General features: G+C 44.5%; 32 protein-coding genes and 3 tRNA genes. 32 read left to right on the forward strand and 3 right to left on the reverse strand.

The window, feature by feature from the left end; genetic code table 11:
* The first annotated feature begins 368 nt into the window (after nucleotides 1-368).
* A complete protein-coding gene (locus tag PMPD1_RS08740; protein WP_173636159.1) occupies nucleotides 369-983 on the forward strand; it encodes an acyl-homoserine-lactone synthase in 615 nt (204 codons plus the stop codon).
* Here the strand turns inward: PMPD1_RS08740 and PMPD1_RS08745 are convergent, their stop codons facing one another.
* Both PMPD1_RS08745 and PMPD1_RS08750 read right to left on the reverse strand, forming a co-directional pair.
* Nucleotides 984-1319: a GlpM family protein gene (locus PMPD1_RS08745; protein WP_173633671.1), complete on the reverse strand. Its 336-nt coding sequence runs from the start codon at nucleotides 1317-1319 to the stop codon at nucleotides 984-986. It abuts the gene before it with no gap.
* Nucleotides 1320-1386: 67 nt separating this feature from the next.
* A complete protein-coding gene (locus PMPD1_RS08750; protein ID WP_173633672.1) occupies nucleotides 1387-1611 on the reverse strand; it encodes a DUF2594 family protein in 225 nt (74 codons plus the stop codon).
* Nucleotides 1612-2116: 505 nt separating this feature from the next.
* On the opposite strand from PMPD1_RS08750, the gene uvrY reads away from it, so the two are divergent.
* The 6 genes from uvrY (at nucleotide 2117) to PMPD1_RS08780 (ending at nucleotide 5667) form a co-directional block, all read left to right on the forward strand.
* Nucleotides 2117-2776 (forward strand): UvrY/SirA/GacA family response regulator transcription factor, encoded by a 660-nt coding sequence (gene uvrY, locus PMPD1_RS08755; protein ID WP_173633673.1) that lies wholly within the window; start codon nucleotides 2117-2119, stop codon nucleotides 2774-2776.
* Nucleotides 2769-4601, forward strand: a complete 1833-nt coding sequence (gene uvrC / locus PMPD1_RS08760) for an excinuclease ABC subunit UvrC (protein WP_173633674.1) — start codon at nucleotides 2769-2771, stop codon at nucleotides 4599-4601. The genes uvrY and uvrC overlap by 8 nt, the downstream gene beginning before the upstream one ends.
* Nucleotides 4602-4672: 71 nt before the next feature.
* Entirely contained in the window at nucleotides 4673-5221 is a 549-nt protein-coding gene (pgsA, locus tag PMPD1_RS08765) for a CDP-diacylglycerol--glycerol-3-phosphate 3-phosphatidyltransferase (RefSeq protein WP_173633675.1), read from the forward strand.
* A gap of 149 nt (nucleotides 5222-5370) precedes the next feature.
* Nucleotides 5371-5446 (forward strand) — tRNA-Gly (locus PMPD1_RS08770).
* 56 nt (nucleotides 5447-5502) lie between these two features.
* A tRNA-Cys gene (locus PMPD1_RS08775) sits at nucleotides 5503-5576 on the forward strand.
* A gap of 4 nt (nucleotides 5577-5580) precedes the next feature.
* Nucleotides 5581-5667, forward strand: a tRNA-Leu gene (locus PMPD1_RS08780).
* A 397-nt stretch (nucleotides 5668-6064) separates the two neighbouring features.
* Here the strand turns inward: PMPD1_RS08780 and PMPD1_RS08785 are convergent.
* Nucleotides 6065-6457: a helix-turn-helix domain-containing protein gene (locus PMPD1_RS08785; protein WP_173633676.1), complete on the reverse strand. Its 393-nt coding sequence runs from the start codon at nucleotides 6455-6457 to the stop codon at nucleotides 6065-6067.
* Nucleotides 6458-6964: 507 nt separating this feature from the next.
* Here PMPD1_RS08785 and PMPD1_RS08790 point away from each other — a divergent pair.
* The 25 genes from PMPD1_RS08790 (at nucleotide 6965) to PMPD1_RS08910 (ending at nucleotide 24923) form a co-directional block, all read left to right on the forward strand.
* The gene (locus tag PMPD1_RS08790) at nucleotides 6965-7480 is read left to right on the forward strand and encodes a hypothetical protein (RefSeq protein WP_173633677.1); all 516 of its coding nucleotides are present in this window, start codon (nucleotides 6965-6967) and stop codon (nucleotides 7478-7480) included.
* Between the two features lie 138 nt (nucleotides 7481-7618).
* The gene (locus PMPD1_RS08795; RefSeq protein ID WP_173633678.1) at nucleotides 7619-7810 is read left to right on the forward strand and encodes a hypothetical protein; all 192 of its coding nucleotides are present in this window, start codon (nucleotides 7619-7621) and stop codon (nucleotides 7808-7810) included.
* Nucleotides 7811-7870: 60 nt separating this feature from the next.
* Complete coding sequence (locus PMPD1_RS08800; protein ID WP_173633679.1) at nucleotides 7871-8341, forward strand: antiterminator Q family protein; 471 nt, start codon at nucleotides 7871-7873, stop codon at nucleotides 8339-8341.
* Between the two features lie 269 nt (nucleotides 8342-8610).
* Nucleotides 8611-8991, forward strand: a complete 381-nt coding sequence (locus tag PMPD1_RS08805; RefSeq protein WP_173633680.1) for a phage holin family protein — start codon at nucleotides 8611-8613, stop codon at nucleotides 8989-8991.
* A complete protein-coding gene (locus PMPD1_RS08810; protein WP_173633681.1) occupies nucleotides 8978-9250 on the forward strand; it encodes a phage holin family protein in 273 nt (90 codons plus the stop codon). Before PMPD1_RS08805 ends, PMPD1_RS08810 begins: the two co-directional genes overlap by 14 nt.
* 7 nt (nucleotides 9251-9257) lie before the next feature.
* Nucleotides 9258-9869 (forward strand): glycoside hydrolase family 19 protein, encoded by a 612-nt coding sequence (locus PMPD1_RS08815; RefSeq protein WP_173633682.1) that lies wholly within the window; start codon nucleotides 9258-9260, stop codon nucleotides 9867-9869.
* The gene (locus tag PMPD1_RS08820) at nucleotides 9866-10339 is read left to right on the forward strand and encodes a lysis protein (RefSeq protein WP_173633683.1); all 474 of its coding nucleotides are present in this window, start codon (nucleotides 9866-9868) and stop codon (nucleotides 10337-10339) included. Before PMPD1_RS08815 ends, PMPD1_RS08820 begins: the two co-directional genes overlap by 4 nt.
* 109 nt (nucleotides 10340-10448) lie before the next feature.
* Entirely contained in the window at nucleotides 10449-10832 is a 384-nt protein-coding gene (locus PMPD1_RS08825) for a DUF4054 domain-containing protein (RefSeq protein WP_173633684.1), read from the forward strand.
* Nucleotides 10833-10879: 47 nt separating this feature from the next.
* A complete protein-coding gene (locus PMPD1_RS08830) occupies nucleotides 10880-11236 on the forward strand; it encodes a hypothetical protein (protein WP_173633685.1) in 357 nt (118 codons plus the stop codon).
* Nucleotides 11229-11735 (forward strand): phage neck terminator protein, encoded by a 507-nt coding sequence (locus PMPD1_RS08835; RefSeq protein ID WP_173633686.1) that lies wholly within the window; start codon nucleotides 11229-11231, stop codon nucleotides 11733-11735. Before PMPD1_RS08830 ends, PMPD1_RS08835 begins: the two co-directional genes overlap by 8 nt.
* Nucleotides 11736-11749: 14 nt before the next feature.
* Nucleotides 11750-13114, forward strand: a complete 1365-nt coding sequence (locus PMPD1_RS08840) for a DUF3383 family protein (RefSeq protein ID WP_173633687.1) — start codon at nucleotides 11750-11752, stop codon at nucleotides 13112-13114.
* A gap of 11 nt (nucleotides 13115-13125) precedes the next feature.
* Nucleotides 13126-13575: a phage structural protein gene (locus tag PMPD1_RS08845; protein WP_173633688.1), complete on the forward strand. Its 450-nt coding sequence runs from the start codon at nucleotides 13126-13128 to the stop codon at nucleotides 13573-13575.
* Nucleotides 13576-13585: 10 nt separating this feature from the next.
* The gene (locus PMPD1_RS08850) at nucleotides 13586-14017 is read left to right on the forward strand and encodes a phage tail assembly chaperone (protein WP_173633689.1); all 432 of its coding nucleotides are present in this window, start codon (nucleotides 13586-13588) and stop codon (nucleotides 14015-14017) included.
* Nucleotides 14018-14177: 160 nt separating this feature from the next.
* Complete coding sequence (locus PMPD1_RS08855; protein WP_173633690.1) at nucleotides 14178-15755, forward strand: tape measure protein; 1578 nt, start codon at nucleotides 14178-14180, stop codon at nucleotides 15753-15755.
* Nucleotides 15756-15757: 2 nt separating this feature from the next.
* Complete coding sequence (locus PMPD1_RS08860) at nucleotides 15758-16417, forward strand: phage baseplate protein (protein WP_173633691.1); 660 nt, start codon at nucleotides 15758-15760, stop codon at nucleotides 16415-16417.
* 41 nt (nucleotides 16418-16458) lie between these two features.
* The gene (locus tag PMPD1_RS08865) at nucleotides 16459-16800 is read left to right on the forward strand and encodes a phage baseplate plug family protein (RefSeq protein ID WP_173633692.1); all 342 of its coding nucleotides are present in this window, start codon (nucleotides 16459-16461) and stop codon (nucleotides 16798-16800) included.
* Nucleotides 16775-17725, forward strand: a complete 951-nt coding sequence (locus PMPD1_RS08870; protein ID WP_173633693.1) for a phage protein — start codon at nucleotides 16775-16777, stop codon at nucleotides 17723-17725. Before PMPD1_RS08865 ends, PMPD1_RS08870 begins: the two co-directional genes overlap by 26 nt.
* Nucleotides 17709-18383 carry a Gp138 family membrane-puncturing spike protein gene (locus PMPD1_RS08875; RefSeq protein WP_173633694.1) on the forward strand — a complete coding sequence of 225 codons (675 nt, stop codon included), beginning with the start codon at nucleotides 17709-17711 and terminating at the stop codon, nucleotides 18381-18383. Before PMPD1_RS08870 ends, PMPD1_RS08875 begins: the two co-directional genes overlap by 17 nt.
* A 99-nt stretch (nucleotides 18384-18482) precedes the next feature.
* Nucleotides 18483-18824, forward strand: a complete 342-nt coding sequence (locus tag PMPD1_RS08880) for a DUF2634 domain-containing protein (RefSeq protein ID WP_173633695.1) — start codon at nucleotides 18483-18485, stop codon at nucleotides 18822-18824.
* A gap of 56 nt (nucleotides 18825-18880) precedes the next feature.
* Nucleotides 18881-20299, forward strand: a complete 1419-nt coding sequence (locus PMPD1_RS08885; protein WP_354292823.1) for a baseplate J/gp47 family protein — start codon at nucleotides 18881-18883, stop codon at nucleotides 20297-20299.
* A gap of 7 nt (nucleotides 20300-20306) precedes the next feature.
* On the forward strand, nucleotides 20307-21050 hold the full coding sequence (locus PMPD1_RS08890) for a hypothetical protein (RefSeq protein ID WP_173633696.1): 744 nt from the start codon (nucleotides 20307-20309) through the stop codon (nucleotides 21048-21050).
* On the forward strand, nucleotides 21040-21255 hold the full coding sequence (locus PMPD1_RS08895; protein WP_173633697.1) for a phosphoglycolate phosphatase: 216 nt from the start codon (nucleotides 21040-21042) through the stop codon (nucleotides 21253-21255). The genes PMPD1_RS08890 and PMPD1_RS08895 overlap by 11 nt, the downstream gene beginning before the upstream one ends.
* Nucleotides 21255-21965: a phage baseplate protein gene (locus PMPD1_RS08900; protein WP_173633698.1), complete on the forward strand. Its 711-nt coding sequence runs from the start codon at nucleotides 21255-21257 to the stop codon at nucleotides 21963-21965. The genes PMPD1_RS08895 and PMPD1_RS08900 overlap by 1 nt, the downstream gene beginning before the upstream one ends.
* 57 nt (nucleotides 21966-22022) lie before the next feature.
* Entirely contained in the window at nucleotides 22023-24227 is a 2205-nt protein-coding gene (locus PMPD1_RS08905) for a GDSL-type esterase/lipase family protein (RefSeq protein ID WP_173633699.1), read from the forward strand.
* Nucleotides 24228-24923, forward strand: a complete 696-nt coding sequence (locus PMPD1_RS08910) for a hypothetical protein (RefSeq protein ID WP_173633700.1) — start codon at nucleotides 24228-24230, stop codon at nucleotides 24921-24923. It abuts the gene before it with no gap.
* Nucleotides 24924-25051: the final 128 nt, after the last annotated feature.

The following is a 25051-nucleotide window of genomic DNA, read 5'->3' on the forward strand; positions in this document are numbered from 1 at the left end:
TTGTAATTCGTTTTTTTAATTACCGCCGTCATTTTATCATAACGCCGGTCCGCGGTTATACGCAGCCTGTGCAGCTATGCCGGTTTCACCTTGGTTACGGTCTATGCATCGCTCCCGGCGTTATTATTAATACCTATAATTGCATTGTTAAAAATCAGCCCGTTTAACAATGAAACTACACTATTTGGCGGGACAAAAGTTAGCCGATGTCGCATCAGAGTTTAAATGTTGGTGCTCAGTATCGGGAAGAGCGGGGCTGTTGAAGTACGTCATGGGTTTATTCGGCGTGCGGCAGACCGACGTCCGGTAAACCATCAAATCGGGATGATGTGTACAGCGTAAACGAGGAAGTGCGACAGGGGAATATGATGAAAATTATCCAAACCCAGCTGAAGGATATGCCATCTTCGTTATTAGCTGAATTGGGCAGCTATCGCTATAACGTTTTTGCGCGTGGTGAAGGGTGGTCAATTCCATCGCGTTTAAGCACGCCGGGTCAAGAGTACGATCGTTTCGATCGTTCAGATGTCACCTGGCTGATTGCCTGGAGCGCACAGGATGGAATTAGTGGCTGCGTGCGGCTAATGCACTGGCAAGAACCGCAGGGCATCGATGGGATTGGTGCTTCATTCGAGGATGAAGCCGTATGGGAAATGTCACGCTTTTCAGCACGACTAGAAGTCGATGAAGAGTTACCGCTCAATATCTTATGGCATGCGGTTCAATTAGCGGAAACCTCGGGGATTAAATATATCGTCAGTGCCGCTACTCCGATGTTGGAAAAGATGTTTGACCAGCATCAGGTGGCATTTGAGCCCTTATCACCGGGGTTAATCCAGTCGGAAGATAATTTATTTGCGGTAAAAATCCCGGTTGACCAACCTGAGCTGGCAAAAAAATATCGTGGCGCGCGCCGCTTTAGCCCGGAAGAGGTGCTGCCTTCATTAGGTGTATCGATCAACTGGCAGACGCGTGGTCGCTAATTAATGCCATTTCGACCACAGAGAGATCAATAACCAGGCGGCGGCGACCCAGCAGAGCACTGCACTGCCTAGTGCCCACGGGAGCCGCATTAAGCCAATCAAATACCAAAGTGATAACAGATAGATAAAGTAGGGAACAATCGCCCACATGCCAAAAATAATCGTGGCGCGTAAGGCTTCAACATTACGTTCTGTGGCAACAATATAGTGGGCGATAAGTGCAAAGGTTGGAAACAGCGGTACTAGCCCGGCGATATAATAATTACGCGTTTTTGCCAGTATCCCAATCAGTAAGACCACGGCGGCACCGAGCGCCGCTTTGAGAAGTAAGCCCATTGTCCATATCCTAAAAAACACCCAAGATGAGTGAAATGATACGGAAAATCAATGGGCTTGCATGAGGTTATTGGCGGTAAGCGAACTTAATCTGTTTGATGGTGTTACTAAAGACTTCCGCCTGTTGCGTATCTTCGAGTTGCGCCACGAAACGCTCCATATTAATGATAACTTTCCCGGCATCGGCCTGACCCATGCCTTTCAACATCAATGTGATCATTGCTTTCAGGCAGGCGACTTCATTCGCCAGCGCCTGGGTGTGTTCAGAAGTAGAAAAGTCGATTTGACTCATAACGGTCTCCTTGATGACTTTTTGCAAGCGCTCGATCAACAAAAATCGGGCAAATGAAACAGCGTCCAGTATATCATAAAATTTATGATGCTTTTCGAGGCTATCAGGATAGCGGGGGAGGAGTAGAGGCCGCCGCCTGGCGTTTTAAGAGGATGAAAAACGAAAAGCCGTTTCAAAAAATTAGTCTGTCGGCCTGGTTTTGATTAATGGTGCTCATAAAAGCTATTACATTTAGTTTTATTTTATTTGATTGTTTTTTCAGTGATTTTATAATTTACATTCAGCGAAGTCTGCCAGGATAATAAAATTAATCTTGAAGCATTGGGCGATAAATTGCTAAAAAGTTATTAATTTTCTCATTTTATTATTGCTTTGTGTGAACAAAAAAAAGCACTCTCCCCGCGCGATGATTTATGTTCAAACCGCAGCAAAAAAAGGGTAACATCAGCGGTATGAATTAATCCGTTGCACTTTTCGACTTTGACCATTCTGGAGAAATCCTCTTTTGATTAGCATTCTCCTTGTTGACGACCACGAATTGGTACGCGCCGGCATTCGTCGCATACTGGAAGATATCAAAGGCATTCATGTTGTCGGTGAGGCCAACTGCGGTGAAGATGCGGTCAAATGGTGTCGCGCCAACAATGTTGACGTGGTGTTAATGGATATGAATATGCCGGGTATCGGTGGTTTAGAAGCAACGCGTAAAATTGTGCGCTTCAACCCGGATATTAAAATTATTATGCTGACCATTCATACTGAAAATCCGTTACCGGCGAAAGTGATGCAGGCAGGGGCTTCGGGGTATCTGAGCAAAGGCGCCGCGCCGCAAGAGGTGGTGAGTGCAATCCGTTCCGTGAATGCCGGTCAGCGTTATATCGCGTCCGACATTGCTCAGCAAATGGCGTTAAGTCAGATAGAGCCACAAAAAGCCGAGTCGCCGTTTAGCTGTTTGTCGGAACGAGAATTGCAGATTATGCTAATGATCACCCGCGGGCAAAAGGTGACAGATATCTCTGAACAACTGAACCTGAGCCCGAAAACTGTTAACAGCTATCGTTACCGTATGTTTAGCAAATTGAATATCAGCGGTGATGTAGAGTTAACGCATTTGGCCATCCGTCATGGCTTATTTAATGCGGAGTCGTTGATCGGTAGTGAGTGAAGTCTTTGATGCAAAATCCTTTCTGAAAACTGTCACCAGCCAGCCCGGTGTGTACCGAATGTATGATGCTGGCGGGACGGTTATCTATGTTGGTAAAGCGAAAGATCTTAAAAAGCGTTTAACCAGTTATTTTCGTAGTAATGTCGCCAGCCGCAAAACCGAAGCGCTAGTAACGAATATTCGACAAATTGACGTTACGGTTACGCATACAGAAACCGAAGCGCTGTTGCTCGAGCACAACTACATTAAACTCTATCAGCCGCGCTACAACGTCTTGTTGCGTGATGATAAGTCCTACCCGTTTATCTTCCTCAGCGCTGATACACATCCCCGTCTGGCGATGCAACGTGGCGCAAAACACGCGAAAGGCGAGTACTTCGGCCCATTCCCTAATGGCTATGCAGTGCGTGAGACTCTGGCACTGTTGCAGAAGGTGTTTCCGGTACGGCAATGTGAAAATAGCGTGTACCGCAACCGCTCGCGCCCATGCTTACAATATCAAATCGGTCGTTGCCTCGGCCCGTGCGTCGCCGGGTTGGTCAGTGAAGAGGAGTATGCGCAGCAAATCGAATATGTGCGTTTATTCTTGTCCGGCAAAGATGATCAGGTTCTCAACTTGCTGGTGAGCCGCATGGAGGCCGCCAGCGCCGCGCTACGCTTTGAAGAAGCCGCGCGGTTGCGAGACCAGATATTGGCGGTACGTCGTGTGACGGAAAAACAGTTTGTCTCTAATCAGGGGGACGATCTGGATGTTATTGGCGTCGCGTTTGATGCCGGCATGGCGTGTTTGCATGTGCTGTTTATTCGTCAGGGGAAAGTCTTAGGCAGCCGCAGCTATTTCCCGAAAATACCGGGCGGGACTGAGTTGGCGGAAGTAGTACAAACCTTCGTCGGGCAGTTCTATCTACAGGGGAGTGACGCCCGCACGTTACCTGCGGAAATATTGCTGGATTTCGCGCTGCCAGAGCGTGAATTGCTGGCTGAATCGCTGACTGAGCTAGCCGGACGGCGTGTGAATGTGCAAAGCAAACCTCGCGGCGACCGGGCGCGTTATCTGAAACTGGCGCGCACCAATGCTGCCACGGCGCTGGTAACGCGTTTGGCGCAGCAGTCAACAATACATCAACGTATGGCGGCGCTGGCTGAAACGCTCGACCTGCCAGCGATAAAGCGTATGGAGTGTTTCGATATTAGCCACACCATGGGCGAGCAAACGGTCGCATCCTGCGTCGTGTTTGATGCAAACGGCCCGCTGCGGGCGGAGTACCGTCGCTACAATATTACCGGCATCACCCCTGGCGATGATTACGCGGCAATGAATCAGGTATTACGTCGTCGGTACAGTAAAGCGTTAGAGCCGGGTAAAGTGCCGGACATTATTTTTATCGACGGTGGAAAGGGGCAACTGGCGCAAGCAAAAAATGTGTTTGCTGAACTCGACGTGTCATGGGACAAGGATCATCCTCTGTTATTAGGCATCGCAAAAGGGAGCGATCGTAAAGCGGGTCTGGAGACATTGTTTTTTGAACCGGAAGGGGAAGGGTTCTCACTGCCGCCGGACTCTCCAGCGCTGCATGTGATTCAGCATATTCGTGACGACTCTCACAATCATGCAATTACGGGTCATCGTAGCAAAAGAGCCAAAGTGAAAAATACCAGCGCGTTGGAAACTATCGAAGGAATCGGCCCGAAACGTAGGCAACAGCTACTCAAATACATGGGAGGGCTGCAGCCGCTGATGCGTGCGACTGTTGAGGAAATAGCCAATGTGCCCGGTATTTCCCATGCCTTGGCGGAGAAAATCTTCCATTCGCTGAAACACTAGCATTGAAACCCCGTCGTCAATGTAGCAACATACGGGTAAATTCCACTCCAGCCAAATAGTTAGCGTAGCATATGCAATTTAACATACCGACGTGGCTCACCGTATTTCGTGTTTTCCTTATTCCGTTCTTTGTGCTGGCGTTTTATCTGCCATTTCAATGGGCTCCGTTAGTTTGCGCCCTGATTTTTGTTGTGGCGGCGGTTACCGATTGGTTTGATGGGTTTTTAGCCCGTCGCTGGAAGCAGACCACGCGTTTTGGCGCGTTTCTTGATCCGGTGGCGGATAAAGTGATGGTCGCGATGGCTCTGGTGCTGGTGGCGGAACATTTTCACTCGTGGTGGATCACTTTACCTGCAGCAACGATGATTGCGCGTGAAATCATTATTTCCGCGCTGCGTGAGTGGATGGCGGAAATTGGTAAGCGCAGTAGTGTAGCCGTTTCCTGGATTGGGAAAGTGAAAACGACAGCACAGATGTTTGCGCTATTTGCCTTACTCTGGCGTCCGGACCAGTTGGTTGAAGGAATTGGTGTCATCGCGCTATATATTGCTGCGGTCTTAACGTTCTGGTCAATGTTCCAATATCTCAGTGCGGCACGCGGCGATTTGTTTGAAGGGTGATCGATACGATTTAAAAAGCAGCAAACGGACGCGTGGCATGGATAATTTTATTGACTCATTGCCACAGGTCAGTAGAATGCAACGCATCGAACGGCGGTACAGACGCCAGAAGATAAAGTAAATCAGCAAGTTGGTTATTTGTTGATGATGCGGGAATAGCTCAGTTGGTAGAGCACGACCTTGCCAAGGTCGGGGTCGCGAGTTCGAGTCTCGTTTCCCGCTCCAAATTTGTTATCAGCCAGTATGCTGGTAACCGCCTGAAAAGGCGATAGCAAGACAAAGGCGCGTTGGCAGAGTGGCCATGCAGCGGATTGCAAATCCGTCAACCTCGGTTCGACTCCGGGACGCGCCTCCACTTTGCCCAGGTGGTGAAATCGGTAGACACAAGGGATTTAAAATCCCTCGGCTGTATGGCTGTGCGGGTTCAAGTCCCGCCCTGGGCACCAATCAAAATATCGAATTAAAACAAGCAATAAGCAGCAATGTCGTAACCGCCTTTGGGCGGTTTTTTCGTTCCGAAAATCACCTTGCCTAGCATCATATCTAACTATTACGATTTATCATTGTCGGGCTCCCGCGCTGGCAAGGCGAAGTGATGGAATGCGTGACGTTGTTAGCTGACAACGCTGGATTGATCCTGCGTCAGTAATACTCTCTCGACTCATTCACCATCGGTCATTTCTCCGTCTTTCCGGAGTGTCAGAACATTTAGCTGAACGACTACCGCAAGGTTTTCAGGATGTCGTCATCAGTAAATTTAGTTAAAGCTAACATTCATTGCAAGTATTTTGTTCGTAAAAACGAACAAAGTGAGCGTATCAGTTCCAACCTCTTGAAAATAAACTAACTATTGTTTTCTTTACGTGCAGAGAGTAACTCTTCGAATAAGCGATTGAAACTGTCAACTTTTTCCCGTAGCTCATCCAGATGGCGCAATTTTTCCGACTCAGGTAGGGCAGAGAAGAGAGCGAGTAACTCTGTTTCTCGCTCATCCACATCCTGCGGGGCTGCCTGCGGTGTAGCGGGCGCCAGCGTATCGTCACCATATAAAATCCAGGCGGGCGAGCACTGTAGTGCGTTACTCAGGGTAAAAAGATTCTTGCCGCCCGGCTCACTGTCGCCAGTCTCCCATTGTGAGATGGTCACATGAGCGACTCCGACACGTTGTGCCAGTGCGCGTTGGCTTAGCTTAAACTCTTTCCTGCGCGCTCTAATGCGCTCGCCGAACTGTTGCATAGACGGGTTAGCCTGATTTTCCTTTGTTTGACGACCTAAGGCATGCTGTTGTTAGCCAAATCTAACATAAGCGATGGCGATATGGCAGCGCTATCCATATGCGCACGATGATAACCGCTATTACTATAAAGATAACCGGGAATAAACGAGGATTACGAAATACTACGCAAAAAAATTTTTTCTACCGTTAACTCAGTGCTGGCGCTGTTTTTTAAACCCAAATAAACACCATGGTAAAAAAAGGATTGACGAGGCTGAAGTGCTGAGCCAATATTTTTCCATAAGCTGAAAAATGTAAAGTGATAATAACTTCTCAACTGCCGCCACCGGGCGGTTTTTTTATTTCTACCTCCCTTGGTTCTGTCTCTTTTTCGGGCGCTGATTTTCAGTGCTGCATAAGTTTTTTTGCTTTTTTACCCAGGGAATTATAGCTACGCCTTTTATTTATGCGGCGTAGAGAAATAAAAACTGTAATTTTCATCTCACGCTGTATGGAGAAAAAAAGCCATGGTAATAACCGATATTATTTATCCGCAGAATCGTAGCGCGCAAGATGACGGCCGCGATTATACCGCATTAATTATTTGGCGTATGAATGCAGGCGCCCGTGCCCGGACACGCTCCGCATGGATGCCACCGCCGGAGCCGATCAAGGTCAGCGAGCCGGTTTGCCTTCCACTCACCGAGCCGCGCGAGAACGAAAATCAGCAAGCGCCCCAGCCGTCAGCGCCGAAAAATAGCGTTGGGCACGGCGATTTTCCTGCGTGTAACTTGGTGAGCGTAATGTTGGGAAGAACCCTGAGCTATTACGGCATTATGGCTGCTTTAGATAAGCATTTCCCAGAGCACGGTCTAACCATGCATCAGCTACGCTCGCGGGTACAACGTATGTGTTTGTCGCCGCATATCCAGATTGATCGACATGCCACACCGACGCCGGAATTTACGCTCTATCAGGTGGATAGAGCCTACTATCTCAGTAGTGAAAATAGCCAGAAAACGGTCACTGCCCGCAGTAACTAACACCTCGTGAAGTCAGCGCCTAACCGTAACGATAAAAACGATTTTAGCAATATTTGAAAAACATACTGGAAATATATACAGTATTTTGCTGTAATAACCTGGAGGCGAAGATAACAGGAACGGGCGGCGGAGGTTTTAGTGGCTGATTTTAAAGACATTGATGAAACACTACCTTCTGATGGTCGGGTTCTTGTGAAGTTCCACAATGGGCGTGTGGTTAGCGTACGTATCATCAGAGATGATGAACATATCGCCTCATTTCGTGCGTTAATAGAGCTTGCCGGGCAGGCGGGCTATCAGATATTCACCCCCGAGGGGAAACCGCTTTAAAGCAGGACTGGCCTGAACAGCCAGAGCTGAATGACTGCTGCGCTAACTGGAGGAAACCTGATGGCACAGCATTTAAGTAGTGAAGCAGTAAAACTCAATCGTGAAGAAACCCTTTGGCTAATCCCCTGGCTGGAAAAATGGGGTGCCTGGATCTATAGCGGCCGAATCGATCGGCGGCAAAGTAGCGTTATTGCTGGGTTTATGGCGCAAGCAGCAGGCGTGAGCGGCACAGGGCGGCCATTATGTAATGATGACGAAGGTATATTGATTAATGGTGTTATAGATGAACTTCATCATATTAATAAGCAAGCATGGTCACTATTAATTTGTCGCTATGCGTTTTGCGCATCTGAAAGAAAACTGGCGGGTTATTATCAGTCCATTTGTGAGCCCCGATTAATGAGCGCTGTGCAAGGCAAACCAAAATATCGTGTGCCATCATTGGCGACTTGCCGCAGAGAAGTAAATGAAATGTTCTCAGCAATGGAATCTTTTATTTATGTTCGCCTGCAGGCCGCCCTTTCTAAATAAATACAACAAAAATAATATAATCTATTGACAGCCTTGGCGTGCTGAGCCATTATTTTCACATAAGCTGATAATTCTATCCTGAAATATATTAACAACCCGCTGCGGCGGGTTTTTTTATGGGCGAATAAATAGGTTTTTCCTGATCACATTTACCAGATGATGAATTTTATTATGCGTCTGCAAAGACAACGCTGTTCTTTTATACCGGCTCCGGCCGGTTTTTTTATCTCCGTCTTTATCGGCGGAGCACAGCACTATAGGGGAGCAAAATGTCCGATCTTTTTTCAGGCACCACGGTTGCTGCCAGTGCTCTAACCGGCGTCAGTCTGTTTGGCCTGATGTCATCCTCCGATTATGGCGTTATTTTTGGCGCGTTTGCCGGTGCCGTCTTTTATGTCGCAACCGCAGCAGAACTGAGTCTGTGGCGGCGTGCGCTCTATTTTTTAGTTTCCTTTATCGTTGGGATTTATGGCGCCGGATTGATAGGCGCCAAATTGGCAAGCCTGACGCATTACAACGATAAGCCACTGGATGCATTAGGTGCGGTGCTCCTTTCGGCGCTGGCGATCAAAATACTGACGTTCGTCTTTGAACAGGATCTGGCTGCGTGGCTGCGGCGCTGGACGGGAGGAGATCGTGATCATAAGTAATCCACTGGTGTTCATTAATGTGGTGATCAGCAGCGCAATTGTTTTGCGCCTGATGCTCTATCGCAAACCCACCGGGAAACATAACCGCCAGGCCGCGTGGCTCGCCTGGTGCCTGATTGTCGCTTATGGCTCGGTGCCGTTTCGTTTTGCTTTTCATTGCGATCTCCAAACTCACTGGTCGACATTGACCGTTAACCTCATTCTCTGCGTGGCGATTTTTCGTAATCGGGGAAATGTTGCGCGGCTGTTTTGTTCCTGAGGGCAGTATGAATCCAACACAATTTCAGCAGGCTACGGGCACTGGCGCAGAACTGGCTGCGCGCTGGTGTCCTTCTATTAATGTAGCCATGACGTTTTTCAATATTTCTCACCCTCTGCAACAGGCGCAATTTATTGCACAAATTGGCCATGAATCGGCAGGTTTTACTCAACTCAGCGAAAACTTCAACTATACGCCAACGGCTTTGATGAGCACTTTCGGAAAACGCATCTCTGATTACCAGGCGCAAATGTTGGGGCGAACGTCAGAGCACCCGGCGAGACAGGTGGCTATTGCAAACTTGGTTTATGCCGGGCGGATGGGGAATAAAAGTAGCAATGATGGCTGGAAATATCGAGGGCGCGGGCTGATTCAGATAACCGGTCTGAATAATTACCTTGCCTGCGGCGAGGCGCTGCACATTGATCTGGTCGCCGAACCCGAAAAACTGGAATGTGATAATTATGCCGCCTTATCCGCCGCATGGTTCTTTACCCATAACGGTTGCTTAGCGTACGCCGAAAATACCAAACGCGTAACGCGCTTAATTAATCCGGCACTACAGGGTCTTGCCGATCGATTACAGCGTTTTAACCAAGCGAAGGCGGCGCTGGCATGAATAGCCTCTCCCTGGCCCTGTGGCTAAAAACACACTGGCGCGGCCTGCTGTGGATGATGCTGTTACTGATGGTCATTGCCAGCACCTGCCTGATTAGCCATTACCACCAACGTGCGATCGCGGCGGAAAGCAAAATGCAGACACAACTAACGCTGATTAATGACCTGCGACAGCAGCAAGCTAATGCTGCCGCGATTGATATGCACTATACCCAGGAGTTATCGGATGCGAGGAAGACTATTGACCAGCTTCAACATGATGTTATTGCTGGCCGCCAGCGGTTGCAGCTCAACGCCACCTGCCGGAAACCTTCAACCGCCGCCGCCACCGGCGTGGATGATGATGCCAGGCCCCGACTTACTGACGCCGCTCAACGGGATTATTTCACCCTCCGCGAGCGTATTGCCACCGCAACCCAACAAATAGCCGGTTTGCAGGCCTATATCCGCGCCATGCGGGCATTACCCTGATTAACTGCCAGATCATCCATTTTCGGCAGGATACTTTGCTTTAGTCAGGAGTATGTCCGCTCTAATTCATAAAGTTACACTGCGAATATTCACGTTAGGATACTAAATAATGAGCCAGACCTTATACGAGGCTAAACCACCGTTGGAAGTGTTTAGACAGATTGCATTAGAATTTGCAGAAATTCCCGATGAAACTATCAATGATTATCTTGAGCTATCTACTCTTTTTTTAAGTAATAAAAGTTACGGCGAAGCAAATAATATAGCCTTGGCACTTATGTCAGGCCATATGATGGCATCATTGGGCTGTTTCTCCAAAGAGAGTTTTACTTCCACTGCCAGAGTAATTTCCCGTACTGAAGGAGATTTATCAATTTCTTATGAGAGTATTTCTAATGACACAGATTACCTTTCTACGACAAGTTATGGAAATCTACTATTGCTGCTCGAGGAACGTATGGTTGGGGATAATAGCTCTGAAAGTGAAAAATGAACGTGGAAATTACCCAAAATTAGCCAAGAATGAAAGGGGTTAATAGTATGGATTCGTTCCGCAGGCCTTTGAGCGTATTAACACCATTGCCAGGTGTTTTTTTTGGTGCCTACGAAAATGGAGAATGGAAAGATAATGGTGGGGTAAAATCTACAGTTTATTTTTCGGTGCAACCACTTAATAAAAATGGAGGGCTAGAATCCTTGCCAGAAGGTAGGCGGGTTAATGATTATTATCGGCTGTATAGCGATGCGAAATTGCAAGTGATTGGTGACGGTGAAAATTTTCAACCTGCCATTGTCACTATCGATGAGTTTGAGTATGAACTAACATATCGGGAGACTTGGCAGAGCGGAATTATACCGCATTATAAATACTATGCAGTAAGGAAATACGATGGCTGACTTTATCGAGTCTGTTACCGAAACGCTATTTTCAAATATCATCAATATTCCTGTTGTACGTGCTAATCAGAATGGGCCGCGGCCAAAATTACCTTATGCCAGCTATCAGATAACTGCCTGTAAAACAGTAGGAAGTGACGAGTATGGAGAAATAGATGATGACGGGGTTATACAAATTAAAGGAGTTCGTGAAGGTACGATAATGGTGAACTTTTTTGGCGCCGATGCCAAAGAAATTGCCGGAGACTTAGTCAATTGCATTAAAAAAATATCATCGCGAGAATTAATGCGGAAGTTAAAGCTAGTTATCAGTAATACTGGCAACGTATCTGATATCACTGCATTACGTGATGATATGCATTTTGAAACAATGGCTAATGTAGAACTGACTTTTAGGTATACCTGTCTTTATACCGATCATGTGGGAATTATTGAAACTGTTGACGCAGCCAGTACGGTTGGCAAAGAACCTATACATCAAGTTATTACCATTGACTAATACGGAGTATTTAAATGTCATCTCTTAACCAAATTGCTAGTGTTGATATTAATCTTAATACCGCAACGGTAGGAAAAGCTAACTTTGGCATCCCGTTAGTTGTATCGCCAACGACTGCGTTCGGTGAACGTGTTCGGCGGTATTCGAGTTATTCATCCGCTGTTTCAGATCAGCTTGATTCTCATACGCTCTCTGCTTTACAGGCGGTATTTAGTCAGACACCTCGACCAAAGCAAGCCTACGTTGGACGTCGTGATGCAGCTACAATTGTGGTAGTGCCAAAAGATAGTAGCCCGATTGAAGGTGAAATTTATTCTTTCACTGTTAACGGTACAGAAATCAGTTATACCGCAATGAAAGACGACACGCTTGATTTGGTTGCTACTGGCCTAAGTGAGGCAATGGGATCTGAGGTTGAAATTACTGATTTTTTTAACGCTCCAACTGTCTCCGAAGGGAAAGTTACATTAACAGTCAAAAATCATCCAGAAAGCACACTAACCCTTTTTGGTAAAGATAATGTAAGCATCCAGTCTATTGGTGCAACTGATAACCTTGCTTCCGATATGGATAAAATTAAGGCAGAAGATAATACCTGGTATGGCTGGTCATTAGTCGAGTTAAACGATGATTTGATCACTCAGGGAGCATCCTGGACGGAAACGCAAAATAAGTTATTTTTTGCACGTTCAAATACTGCTTCCATTTGGTCAGCTGACAGTGATGACCTTGCTAGCCAACTTATGGGAAAACAATATCTGCGAACTGTATTAATTGCCGATAAATTCGCAGCTACGCAATATCCTGATGCTGCAGTCATGGGACGCTTCTTTACCAAGGATCCGGGAGAGGCGGTGTTTGCTCTGAAGTCGCTAGTGACGATCGCGGATAGTAAATTTACAGATACAGAAAAAGCTAACATCATCAAAAAAAATGCCAATACTTATGAACAATACAGTGACGGAATCTATCTTTTCGGGGTAGGTACTGAACAAAAACCATCTGGTCGTGTAGTTTCCGGCGAGTGGATTGATGTAGTACGCGATCGTGATTGGCTAACTGACGATATCCAGACTTCTCTGGCGAGTGTGAAAGTTCGCAATGGAAAAATCCCCTATACCAACGTAGGTATTGCATTAATTATCAATACACTTCGCGCTCGGCTCGCTAATGCTCAAATTCAAGGTGTAATCGCACCAGATGAAAAAAATAGTGCAGGGGAAACCGTCCCTGGCTTCAAAATCGATTATCCAAATGCAGCGGATATTGATGCAGATACAAAAGCTTCTCGAATCCTCTATATCAGCTTTATTGGGTTACTTTCCGGCGCAGTTCAATTGACTCAAATTGATGGCACTCTTTCTTACGATTATCAATAAGGAGAATTTAAATGGCAGCTAACTATAGCTTATCAGGCACTTTTGATGGTTCTGAAGTTCATGTAATTATTGGAACAGTGCCTCTATCAGGATTTTCAGATGGTGATTCAATTACTGCTACTCGTTCGGGCGATTTATTTACTAAACGCTCAGGGTTAGATGGTTCAACCGGTCGCTCTAAAAATACTGACAAATCAGGGACAATTGAAGTTCGGTTATTATCAACCAGTGCAGCAAATGACGCGCTTTCATTATTGATGAATATGGATAGTCTTGGGCTTGAAGGTGATGCTGTTTTTCCGATTAGCGTGGTAGATATGTCAGGTCGTACTGTTATCTCTGGCAGTGAATGCTGGTTACAGACGCCTCCATCTGTAGCTTTCTCAACTAATGCTGTTGGGGAAAGGGCTTGGGTATTCGCTGCTGCATCTCTACAACTCTATGTCGGTGGCAATAATTAAGGTGGGATAAATGGAACGTTATAATTTCGTGATCGGGGAAAAAGAGTTTTCTGCTATAAAAGTAAACGCCTTTTCTGCTGCCCGCCACTTAGTAAAGTTAAAAACCTTACTCGATAAAGGACTCGCTCAGGGGACGGAGGCAAATGCTATCGCATTACTTTCCGGCGTCGATGAAAAAACTCTGGAGACAGTCATTATGCCAATCTTACGTGACGCGCTAGTAACCTGTACAACGGATAACGTGAAACTAGATAATGAGCAAAATGTTAATCGGGTATTTACAGCGGATACGCTTTTCGATTTCTTTGACGTTATCTGGGAGGTACTAAAGCTGAATTTCGCCCCTTTTTTCACTCGAGTCTTGAACCTGTTTGGACTGAACCCGGGAGATCTTACCGATCGGGTAAATATGCTGGCAGCAAAAGACCAGATGGGAAATTAAGGGATGACGTAACTGCGGAATGGTTGGTATGGCGCCCAATAATGCGGCAGATGTGTACCGTTGAGGGCGTCAAATCTGGCCAGGTTTCTGTCGAAGACATCATCAAGCTGAATGGTCTCATTGATATGGTGGACTATTACAGCCAGCCGGAAGAGTAAGTATGCTCATACGTGAACTTTTAGTCCGTCTGGGCCTGACCGGTGGCGAAGCCACCGGTCGCGACCTGGATAAAATTGATGTGAAAGTTAACCAACTCATGGATAGTTTTCGCAGTCTTAGTGGTGTGCTTAGCAGCGTGTTATCTGTCGTTAATATTGCGGATGAGATGCAATTATTGGAGTTTCGGTTGGGTAAAGTGATCACTACTACTAATGGTGGCGCTGAAGCAATGGATAACCTTTCAAAACATGCCAATGATGCGAGAGTGAATATTGAAGCATATGCTGATGTTTATAGCCAAATGGGAGCGGCTACACATGGGCTTATCAAATCTCAGCAAGATTTACTCAATATTACCGACTCGGTCGAGATGGGGCTCCAACTCGCAGGTGCAAGCACTCAGCAAACTACCAATGTAATAATGCAGCTAACGCAGGCCATGGCGGTAGGTAAATTACAATGGTCTGATATGCAAGTCATCATGCAAAACTCTGAAGGTTTTGCCTCCCGTCTGGCGGCTTCTCTGGGAACGTCACTAGATCAAATGGCAAAAGCCGCCCAGGGAGAAGGCAGTAGTATTAGCAGTGATAGAGTCATAAATGCATTGCGTAATATATCAAGTGGAGTAAAGGAAGAGTTTTCTTCTATGCCAATGACATTTGAACAAGGAATGACGGTGGTTGCTAATCGCTGGGATATGTTTATCCATCGCCTGAGTCGCAGCACGGCGATTGTTCCCCTGATAGCAAATGATTTTCTGTGGTTGGCTGATAAGGTTGAATACATATTTGATCAGATTATTAATGCATTAGGTGGTGCAGAAAATGCAGTGAAATGGCTGAGTGTTGCTTTTGGCGCTGCTGGATTGGTTGGTATTATCGGGGCCGCCTCTACCGCTTTTACGGCGCTTATTTCACCTGTGGGGCTAATTATTGCTGGCCTGATATTACTTTACGGTGCCGCTGAGAATGTTTATCGATGGTTTAAGAAACAGCCTTCTCTATTGGATGATTTTATCGGCCCTGCAGAAAAATATCATGACGAAATAGATGGAATCACTAAAGGGCTTGATGATTTAGCAGAGATAGCTAAGTTTGCTCTTCGTATGCTTGAGAATCTTAAAAATTTTATGAACTCGTTTCAGGATTCGGCGCAAAGCCTTGGTGACAAGCTTGGAACAACGAAAGTAGCGCCCTGGATCAAACAAAAGTTAGGTTGGTTTATTGATGATCTTAGTGGCTGGGCCTCTCAGGCTAATGAGCAAACATATGGCGTTTTTGATGTGCCAAAGATGTGGAATGATATGCTGAGTAGAATCAGGGAAAGTAATCGTAATTCACAAGTTCCCGTAGCTAGTTCAGTAAATAATATGAGTGTTGACACTGGCTTCTGGAAAATGCAAGGAACGTTAGGAGCTAAATCTAATTCGGTTACTATTTCAATAGGTACAATAAGCGTGCCGCCGGGTACAACGCAAGAACAGATGAGCTATTTGAATGATGTCGGACTAGAAGTTTTTAATGACGTTGGCTATAGGCTGGGATCATTAGGCGATGATATGAATTTTAATAGGGGGTAAGAATGTCTTTTTCTGACCTTTTGGGTTTTACATGGAATGGTGGGTTGGATAATTTATTCCATGTTAGCAATGAAGTTATTGGTTCACTAGAATTTGATTCGATTGATAGCGAAACGCATGACTGGCAGCGTGACATAACGCAAAATCCAGTAGAAAATGGGATACCTATTGCTGATCATATTATTGAAAAGCCAAGAAGCTTGACAGTTACAGGAATGATTAGTAATTCTCCCATAACGGAAGCAGAAATATTTAGCTCGCAGTTTAATAGTGTTAACATTGAGGAACGGGTTGCTAAAGCATTAGCAACACTTGACGACCTTTACCACGCTAAAATTTTGGTAACTATCTATACGCGGTATATGATTTATAAAGATATGGTCATTACAAGTATTAATATTCCGCGAACTCCTGATATTGGTGACGCAATAGTATTTACCTTACAAGCAACACAACTTCGTATCGTTTCAGCACAATCTACTCAATTACCCAAAGGCCTTGGTGTAAAGAAAGTTACGGATAGTGAAGGTAAGGCGGGTACCTCCAACAGTAATGACATAGCTACACGAAAACGAGCTGGTGGCATGAAAAATAATGGAAAAGCATCTTCCGATAAAGGTCCCATTAAGGATGGAAGTGAAAGTAAAAAGGATTTTAGATAAACCAAAGAAGAATATTTAAAAATAACCACAGGAAGTTAAGTATGATAACAGTTAATTTTCTTTCTGGTTATCCCGACCAGACAGTAGATATGGCTATAAATGAACAAACTTTCACGCTTCGGATAAAATGGAATGAACGTTTTTCTTTCTGGTCTCTTAGTATTTATGATCGCCAGTTTACTCCTATTGTCTCGGGAATAAAGATGGTTAGAGATTATCCTCTTACACGCCATTTGTCATTAAATGGAATTAACGGTGATTTTATTTTTATGAGAAACTTTGGTGTAAAGGAACAGGCGAGTTTTAATTCTATTGACAATGATTTTTCGCTAGTTTATCTGGCTGGAGATGAAATAGATGCCGCTATTTCTGAGAGTAGCTGAATTAATCATCGCGCAAACAAACAAAAAGGCTATTAGCGTAAAAGACTTACGGCTTAATTTTAGCATTCAAAAAACATCATCTAAAACTGTAAATAAATGTACTCTAAAAGTCTATAATGCCTCGCCGGATACAATAAAAAAAATGGAAATTATAAATAATATTGTTATCCTAAAAGTCGGTTATGAACAAGATATAGGGGCTGTAACGTTATTTACCGGTACAGTTTGTCGGTCTCTGACATATGTAGATGGCGCGGATACTATTACAGAAATAGATTTACGAGATAGTGTGATTCCCCTGAGAGATGCAAAAATATCGGTAAGCTATCCCCCTCATTACTCTGCGCTTGCTGTGTTAAAAGGGGTGGTTTCTAATTTTGGCTTGCCAGTGAAAATGTCTTTAAATGTTAATGATAAGCAATACATTTCTGGTTTTGCATATAACGGACGTGCTCGTGATGCAATGGATAGGGTATGTGATTTTCTGGATCTTGAATGGTCTGCTCAAGATGGAGAGTTACAAATCATTCGTAAAGGTGGTGTGTATGCTGAAACGGCAGTTGTACTTTCCAAAGATACCGGCTTGATTGGTTATCCACGTCGTGAGGCGGAAACAATGACGGAAAAAAGTAATGCCCAAACTGGTATAAAATACGAAAGTAACCGTGTTACTCACAACAGTATAAATGTTGAAGATCCAACCGCTAAAATAAAAAATCGGCAAACGCTTGATGGAGCCGGTTACCGTGTCAAGTCGTTGCTTAATCCAGCTATATACCCGGGAGCCTATGTTAAGCTTATTTCAAATAACATTCATGGTGAGTTTTTCCGTGTCGAGGAAGCTAAATATATTGGCGATACTCATGGACAAGAATGGAATGTTGAAGCACTACTGAGGTATCCGAAAGATGGCGGACAAAAGTGATTTTATTGAAGCGCTGACTCAGGTTATCGGCGGCGAGCTTGACCAAGTCAATACCGCGATTCCATGCACGATTCTCGAGTATAACAACGGCAGAGTCACTGTTAGACCTGATGGTGAAAAACGATATCCTGATGGTGATAGTAACGCTTATCCGATCTTACACAACCAGCGGTTTGTATGGCCCAAATTTGCTAACGGTCAGGCGGGGATAAAGGGGCCGGTTACTGTTGGTGACAAGGGGCTTCTGATTGTTTGCCAGCAGTCAATTGATGACCCAGATGATTTGCGGCGTTTTGATCTTATCGATAGCTACGTAATACCCGGTGGTGACTATGACGACTCGGTGCCAGGCAACAACGATATGCGCTTGTACTTTGGTAAAGCTTTTTTGGCTTTTGATGAAGCTGGGAAATTACTTATTAATGCACCTGGTGGCGTTGAGGAAACCACACCCTTGCATCTTCTGAAGGGCAAGTTAACGGTTCAACAACTTTTGACTTATCAAGGGGGAATGACGGGGACTGGCGGTAATGGTTCAGTAGCGACGATTAATGGGACAATGCAAGTTACAGGTGATGTGGTGATAAATGGAATAAAAATAAGCACTCATAAACATGCTGGAGACAGCGGAGGAACTACGGGAGGCCCGCAAAATTAATAATTTTATGCAACTTAATATTTCTATCAGGCGGTTTTTATTTTAATTCTAATATTAACTGTAATTCACCATTAAGTGACTCTTTATTTATGGAGGCATATGCTCGATTTTAAATTAAAACAGGGGCAGGTTGTCTTTGAAAATGGTTTGCTCCAATACGTCGATGGGGCAGAACGCATCAGACAACAACTTGAATTTAGATTGTCTATTTTTCGAGGTGAGTGGTTTCTTGATAGCGAATTTGGTACGCCTTATTTTCAATCTATTCTTGGAAAAAGATTAACAATAAATGGTGCTATCAGTGTTATTAAAACAGAAATTCGTGCGGTAGAAGGAATCAATGATATCAGTAATTTCCGATGGAGTTTAGATCGTGCTAATAGAAAACTTTCGGTAGAATTTGAAGCAAAAACAGATTTCGGTATCGTATCATTTCCATAATCGATATAAACCTTACAAACCTGCTACGTGGTGGGTTTTTACGTCTGGAGAAAAGCGTGGCAAACACATATATCACAGATAAGGGACTTGAGAAGCCAACGCTGGTCGAATGTATTCAGCAGATTGGTGATGCAATGGAGAGCGTCGTCGGTCCGGTTAACCGGGAGGCCGACAGTACAACCGGACAATGGATTGGCATTGAAGCAGAGGCTAATGCTATACACTTCGAAGCATTAGAATACTTATGGAATTCTCGATTCCTTTCCTCTGCAGAGGGAATGGCGCTTGATGCGATTGGTTCATGGTTTGGGTTGTCACGAATTGGCCAGACGGCTACGAAAGTAAATGCAGTTATTTACGGTAACGAATCGACGGCAGTTCCCGCTGGTTCCATTGCATCTTTCGATAACTATCAGTTCAAACTGGATGTGGATACGGTTATAAGCCGCGCTGATTTAGTTGATGGACAATTTCGCATTGATAGTGTTGCAGTAGACTCTTTTACAATTCGTATCAATGGTGTAGATATCACCTATGTAAAAACAGATGGAGATACTACCGCAGATATTGCTGAGCGTCTGGCTGGTTTGATCAATAGTACTGAGCAATTTGATGCCAGGAATTATGGCTCATCGGTATATTTAACCAGTAAAAGTAAAATACAAGGCTATCCTGTTTCGCTCACATCGGGTATGACATGGATTAAAATTGGTTCACCAGCGCTATTTACTTCAACGGTAAAAGGCAGTGTTTCAGTTCCGGTAGGGGGCCTTTCTATCCCAATTAGCGCAATATCCGGTTGGGTTGGTATTAATAACTTTGTAGCCGGTTCAACCGGCTCAGATCGAGAAAGTGATACCGATTATCGTAGAAGGCTAACGAACTCCCGTAGTGCGAATAATGGCGCAGCTACCGAATCAGCCATAAGTGCCAGAATTATTGATGAAGTACCCGGTGTTACTCTGGTTGTTGTTCTGGAAAATGACACCATGGATTTTGTTGATGATATGCCACCAAAATCAATACAATGTATTGTTGATGGCGGATTGGAGCAGCAGGTTGCGGATGCTATATGGAAATATAAAGCTGCAGGCATAGAAACCTCTGGCTCTACCTCGATCACTATTAGGGATACTCAGGGAAGATCACACTTAGTGAGTTTTTCTCGTCCAGTTAATCAATCTATTTACATCAAAATTATTGTTACTTTATTAGATGATGAAGAAGAACTTTCTCAACCAGTAGTATCTCTGATTAAGGAAGGTGTTAAAAATTATTTTAATACTTTAGGACTGGGTGATGATGTTATCGCTCAGCGTTTATATGGGTATATCTATACTATAACAACCGGTCTCGGCAAGTTAAATATTACGGTAAGTAGTGATGGAGATGATTTCTCTGAAAACAATATTTCTATTCCTGCTTCAGTTTATGCCACTGTTTCTGATGAAAATATAGAGGTGACAGGTGTCTGACTGGATAATGCAAGATTTTGGAGTGGTAATTAGGAAGCGGCCAACTGATTATCTTCAGCAACATAATCAAGTCCCGCTACTCTTTGATTCTATAGGTGTACTTCATAATAATATTGAGGTGCTATCAAAATATATTTATGAAACAGAAAGTATATATAACGCAACAGGAATCGAACTCGATAGGTTTGGCGAATATGTAAATCTCACTCGTAATGGACTTATGGATGATGATTACAGAAATGAAATATTAATAACAAGAAGGCGATTATCAACCAGTGGTACACCTTACGACGTATATTATAATACTGGTGTGCTAACCAATTCTCAGGATATGGTGATCACAGAAAGGTTATATTCCTCATTTAATTTGCATGTTTATGACGATGTTGAAATTCCATTTAAAATAGATTCATTAGTAGATGCTGCTTCTGCAGCAGGGGTCTCTGTTAATGTAACTTTTTCTCGTGGAACTACATCTTTTTTCCTGGCTGGCATTGAACGTTATAAACAAATCCTCGGCGTAAATACAAATTACGCATTGGGTGTTAGTAGTTCGAATCTTCTGGGCGTAACGACTGAGAGAGGGTTGGGCTTATCCAATCTGGTTGGAATGAACATTACACCACTCTTATTAGGAGTGGGTGGTAAAGTGCTTGGTGCAGACGGTAAAGCTATTGGATTAAATAAATATAAGCCGATCGCATCTACTGATAATAACGTTACATATCTGGTAGGTACTTATGACAATTAACTCTTTTGCAGAAAATGATGTGCAATATTCTGACTTGCAAACTAATAAAGCTGAGATACCACAAGAAATTATAAAAAATGGCTTCAAGCCGCCGATTAAAATGCCTGACGGAAGTGTACAGTTAGGTGATCCATTACCAGCCCAATACCTTAATTTTTTGCTTAATGAAATTTTTGTTCGGCTATCTGACTTGGAGAATAAATAATGTCTGATATGAGTAATTTTGAGGTCACTTTTTTGACAGATTTACCTGCACTTGCAACACCCAAAGCAAGTGATTTAATGTTGGTGAATTCTGATGGCGATGATAAAAGCCTAACCTTGGATAAGCTCTCTGCCCTGATGGTAAATGCACTCTATCCAGTAGGGATTGTTGCTTTTTTCGCTCAAAATAAAAACCCAAATACCCTTTTCCCTGGCACTACGTGGCAATATTTACCTGAGCAGAAATCTATTCGTATTGGCGCGAAGTCTGGTAGTGATGTTATGACAGCATCCGGAGCTGATACAGTTACACTTGCTGCTGGGAATTTACCTGCACATACGCACACTGTTTCTGGAAGTACGAGTGCATTTGATTATGCTACCAAAGCGACGACTGCTTTTGATTATGGTACTAAAACTACCAATACTACGGGTAATCATACGCATACTATTCCAGGCAATGTCCTAACGCAAGATCAAAACCAGAATCATGTGTCTGGCGGTTCTACAGGTTTCTGGACAGCGAATAAGGCTACTGCCGCAGCTGGAAATCATGCTCATACCGTTGTGATTGGTTCACATACACACAACGTTGCAATTGGTTCTCACACTCATAGTTTTTCCGGCACAACATCTTCCGTTGGTAATGGTGCAGCGCTAAATGTAACCAACGCTTTGATAAAACTAATGGGCTGGTACAGAACAGCTTAATAACCTCTTTATTTTAATCAACCAGATAGTCTGTACTCTTCGTTTCAGAGGTTAATAATGGCCGAGAAAACTCTTATTTCGGGGATCTATCGTGATCCCTTTGATGTACCTTTACCTGACGTCAAGATTATTATTTTTAGTCAAATAAATACTCAGGATACTTTTCGTCAAGTTAGCGTGCGCCAGGTGACCGCTAGTGACGGGAGTTATGCTTTTTCTCTTCTCCCGGGAGCCTATACTGTAGAAGTCGTTTACCCACAAGGTAAACATGAGAAATTAGGGAGTTTTATCCTAGATACCGGTAGCCCATCAGGCTCGCTAAATGATTATTTACTTTATGGTGAAAATGTCCTGGCCGATCCGATTGTTTATAATGACATCCGGAAAATTCATGGGAGCGTAAAGAAGTTTGCCAGCGAAGTTTCTCTTGAGGTTGAAACTACCGGGAACGCTGCATTGCAAGCGGCTAAGGATGCCGTGTTATCCAGCCAGGCAGCAACTTTAGCTGAAAAACATGCGGTTGAAGCCAGCTCGGCCGCTGTTGAAGCTCATGTATCGTCGACCTTAGCGCAATCGTCGCTAACTGATACGAAGATGGCACGAGATGAAGCTGTTAATGCCCGCGATGCTGCGAATATCGCAGTCGTATCGGCAGGAATAATGCCTGATATTGCAACCGGACTGACTAAAACCCAAAATGGTCAGAGTTTTTCTGTTGCCCAAGGCGTTGGTGCTGATTCTGCGGTGGTGACATACATTAACGATAAGGGTACAGGGCGTGAAACGTCGCGCATCGCTGGTACTGCCTTGGTGGAAGCAACAAAAGCCATAGCCGTTGGAATTGAACAACGTACCCAAGGATTGCAGACACAGATAAAAAGCACTAATCCGATCGAGTTCGTTGATAAAAAAGGATTTTTGGCCTTCGCAATCGCAGATGATGGAAAGGCAAAAACACCCGGCGGCCTACAAACGTCGAGTGTTGATGCTGAGCAATTAAATGCCAACATGGCCGTATTATCTGCATTAAAAACGGATCGGGTAAATATTGGCGTTAGCCAAATCATTAAACCGTTTGGCAACTGGTTAACAACCGAAGAAGATAAAAGCGGTAACGTAATCTTCGGGACGAGACTGGATGGGACTAAAATTTATCTCGGCCAGCCACTACATAATCGTGCCGGCTTATTAAATAATGATTTCTTTTTCATCGGTGACAGTATTACTGCTTTTACTGAGACCACCAGCGGTGCATATAACGATATTAACCGTAACGAAAAACCGTGTGTATGTGACCAGGGATGGCCCCAATGGAGTGAAGCACTGAGTGATGGCGTAATTAAGGTCGCGGGTATATCAGCAACCGGAGGTTACCGAGCCGATCAAATTCTGGTGACGCATGTCCCTCGGGCCATTGCCGCGAGTCCCGCTTTCTGTGTTGTATTGGCTGGGCGTAATAATATTGTCCAGAATATAAACTACGATAAAACAACCAGCGATCTTACGGCAATTTATCGCAGATTACGCCAAGCCGGGATTGTGCCAGTATGCTGTTCAATGTCCGCGCAAAGTGGCAATAGCCCGGAGCAGGATAGTTTACGGTATCAGGTAAATGAATTTATTCGTGCATACGCCGATCATTATCATTTGCCATTTGTTGATATGCATGAAGCAACTACGGATCCACTTAGCGGTGAGTGGTATTCCAGCTTAAATTATGATGCCAGCCACCCGACTGGAGTAGGGGCCAAACTAATGGGACAGCGTTTGGTTGATGCTATGCGTGTCTGGGTTAAGCCTGTTACTGCGAGGATGGCTGTAAATCACACAGATCCATTAAGTAGTAATAATTACGTAACCGATCCTTTATTTCTCAATAATGCTCCCGACTGGATTACCGATATTGCCGGAACATCAACCTTTACTTCTGACCCTGCTGTAAAAGGTAATATTTGGCGGTTAGTAGGTGGTAAAAGTCATATTACGCTTGACGTAAAATCTGGCGGACGTTACGGCTTTGGCTTCCGCTGGAAGACGGACAATGGGCAATCGAATAATTTTTACGCGATTGCAGGTAATGATCCGGCTGGTACGGAGTACCTTGCCGGGATTAAGCGCTGGAAAACAGCCTCTGATGGCTTTGGATATTTTTACCGGGAATTTGTTGTGTCTGACAGTAATACTCAGGTAACGCTTATTTTTGATGCCAGCGATATGTCCGTGGCACAGTTGGGCGTATTAAAAATTACGGAGATAAATTAAATGCGGATTTTACTTGATGCGGATTTTTCTAATCCTGACCTTCCATTAGTCGATCCATTCTTTGCGCTCAATACGCCTGATTTAGTAGCCGGATATGCAATGCTCGATCACAAAGATTTCTCCGGTAACGGCAACGATTTTAGCTGGAATGGAACGTTCTCAGCGCAGGGCGCTGTTTTGACGAATGATACAGATCATATTATGACGCTACCGTTTGCTGATACACAGAATATGACAGTTGTTTTCTGTTGGAGTCTGGCCGCTGGAACAACAAATATCAACACTCATATTTACGGTAATTTGAGGCCAGCTAATGATCCAAGAAATGGTATAGCACATCGTGCTACCGGGACAAACGTAACATGTGTGGCGGGCGGTAATCCTACCTCGTCATTAACTGCTACGTCGCTTGGTGCGTGGACATTACAAGCTCATAGGTATAGTGCGTCTAAAATAGAGCGTGTTAGCCGCTCATTAAATGTGGTAACGGCAAATGTGAGTAGCCGAGTGCAAGGAACGGCTCCCTTCTATGTGAACGGATCGCCAACTGAATCTGACGTGCAATATAAATCGGGCACTGCTGGTACGATTGGCATGCTGCTTTTTTATGATACGTTTCTGGATAACGAGACATTAACTTCACGTTTCGCCACTATTGCGGACATTATGCAATCACGTGGTGTGCTCCTTCCTTAAGAACATTCATTAGCTATAAACGGTTAGTTAATATCTTGTGGATGATTCAATGCCGTATAGCTTTTTGACATAAAAAAACGCGTAACGGATATTTCCGTTACGCGTTTATCCAATTAACCTAAGGAACA

The sequence above is a fragment of the Paramixta manurensis genome (assembly GCF_013285385.1).
Taxonomy (GTDB): domain Bacteria; phylum Pseudomonadota; class Gammaproteobacteria; order Enterobacterales; family Enterobacteriaceae; genus Paramixta; species Paramixta manurensis.

Excerpts from the sequence above, each read along its gene's own strand:
- PMPD1_RS08740 (WP_173636159.1), top strand. The coding sequence starts at position 369 with ATGAAAATTATCCAAACCCAGCTGAAGGATATGCCATCTTCGTTATTA.
- PMPD1_RS08745 (WP_173633671.1), bottom strand. The coding sequence starts at position 1,319 with ATGGGCTTACTTCTCAAAGCGGCGCTCGGTGCCGCCGTGGTCTTACTG.
- PMPD1_RS08750 (WP_173633672.1), bottom strand. The coding sequence starts at position 1,611 with ATGAGTCAAATCGACTTTTCTACTTCTGAACACACCCAGGCGCTGGCG.
- pgsA (WP_173633675.1), top strand. The coding sequence starts at position 4,673 with ATGCAATTTAACATACCGACGTGGCTCACCGTATTTCGTGTTTTCCTT.
- PMPD1_RS08785 (WP_173633676.1), bottom strand. The coding sequence starts at position 6,457 with ATGCAACAGTTCGGCGAGCGCATTAGAGCGCGCAGGAAAGAGTTTAAG.
- PMPD1_RS08790 (WP_173633677.1), top strand. The coding sequence starts at position 6,965 with ATGGTAATAACCGATATTATTTATCCGCAGAATCGTAGCGCGCAAGAT.
- PMPD1_RS08800 (WP_173633679.1), top strand. The coding sequence starts at position 7,871 with ATGGCACAGCATTTAAGTAGTGAAGCAGTAAAACTCAATCGTGAAGAA.
- PMPD1_RS08805 (WP_173633680.1), top strand. The coding sequence starts at position 8,611 with ATGTCCGATCTTTTTTCAGGCACCACGGTTGCTGCCAGTGCTCTAACC.
- PMPD1_RS08815 (WP_173633682.1), top strand. The coding sequence starts at position 9,258 with ATGAATCCAACACAATTTCAGCAGGCTACGGGCACTGGCGCAGAACTG.
- PMPD1_RS08820 (WP_173633683.1), top strand. The coding sequence starts at position 9,866 with ATGAATAGCCTCTCCCTGGCCCTGTGGCTAAAAACACACTGGCGCGGC.
- PMPD1_RS08825 (WP_173633684.1), top strand. The coding sequence starts at position 10,449 with ATGAGCCAGACCTTATACGAGGCTAAACCACCGTTGGAAGTGTTTAGA.
- PMPD1_RS08830 (WP_173633685.1), top strand. The coding sequence starts at position 10,880 with ATGGATTCGTTCCGCAGGCCTTTGAGCGTATTAACACCATTGCCAGGT.
- PMPD1_RS08835 (WP_173633686.1), top strand. The coding sequence starts at position 11,229 with ATGGCTGACTTTATCGAGTCTGTTACCGAAACGCTATTTTCAAATATC.
- PMPD1_RS08840 (WP_173633687.1), top strand. The coding sequence starts at position 11,750 with ATGTCATCTCTTAACCAAATTGCTAGTGTTGATATTAATCTTAATACC.
- PMPD1_RS08845 (WP_173633688.1), top strand. The coding sequence starts at position 13,126 with ATGGCAGCTAACTATAGCTTATCAGGCACTTTTGATGGTTCTGAAGTT.
- PMPD1_RS08850 (WP_173633689.1), top strand. The coding sequence starts at position 13,586 with ATGGAACGTTATAATTTCGTGATCGGGGAAAAAGAGTTTTCTGCTATA.
- PMPD1_RS08855 (WP_173633690.1), top strand. The coding sequence starts at position 14,178 with ATGCTCATACGTGAACTTTTAGTCCGTCTGGGCCTGACCGGTGGCGAA.
- PMPD1_RS08860 (WP_173633691.1), top strand. The coding sequence starts at position 15,758 with ATGTCTTTTTCTGACCTTTTGGGTTTTACATGGAATGGTGGGTTGGAT.
- PMPD1_RS08865 (WP_173633692.1), top strand. The coding sequence starts at position 16,459 with ATGATAACAGTTAATTTTCTTTCTGGTTATCCCGACCAGACAGTAGAT.
- PMPD1_RS08870 (WP_173633693.1), top strand. The coding sequence starts at position 16,775 with ATGCCGCTATTTCTGAGAGTAGCTGAATTAATCATCGCGCAAACAAAC.
- PMPD1_RS08875 (WP_173633694.1), top strand. The coding sequence starts at position 17,709 with ATGGCGGACAAAAGTGATTTTATTGAAGCGCTGACTCAGGTTATCGGC.
- PMPD1_RS08880 (WP_173633695.1), top strand. The coding sequence starts at position 18,483 with ATGCTCGATTTTAAATTAAAACAGGGGCAGGTTGTCTTTGAAAATGGT.
- PMPD1_RS08890 (WP_173633696.1), top strand. The coding sequence starts at position 20,307 with ATGCAAGATTTTGGAGTGGTAATTAGGAAGCGGCCAACTGATTATCTT.
- PMPD1_RS08895 (WP_173633697.1), top strand. The coding sequence starts at position 21,040 with ATGACAATTAACTCTTTTGCAGAAAATGATGTGCAATATTCTGACTTG.
- PMPD1_RS08900 (WP_173633698.1), top strand. The coding sequence starts at position 21,255 with ATGTCTGATATGAGTAATTTTGAGGTCACTTTTTTGACAGATTTACCT.
- PMPD1_RS08905 (WP_173633699.1), top strand. The coding sequence starts at position 22,023 with ATGGCCGAGAAAACTCTTATTTCGGGGATCTATCGTGATCCCTTTGAT.
- PMPD1_RS08910 (WP_173633700.1), top strand. The coding sequence starts at position 24,228 with ATGCGGATTTTACTTGATGCGGATTTTTCTAATCCTGACCTTCCATTA.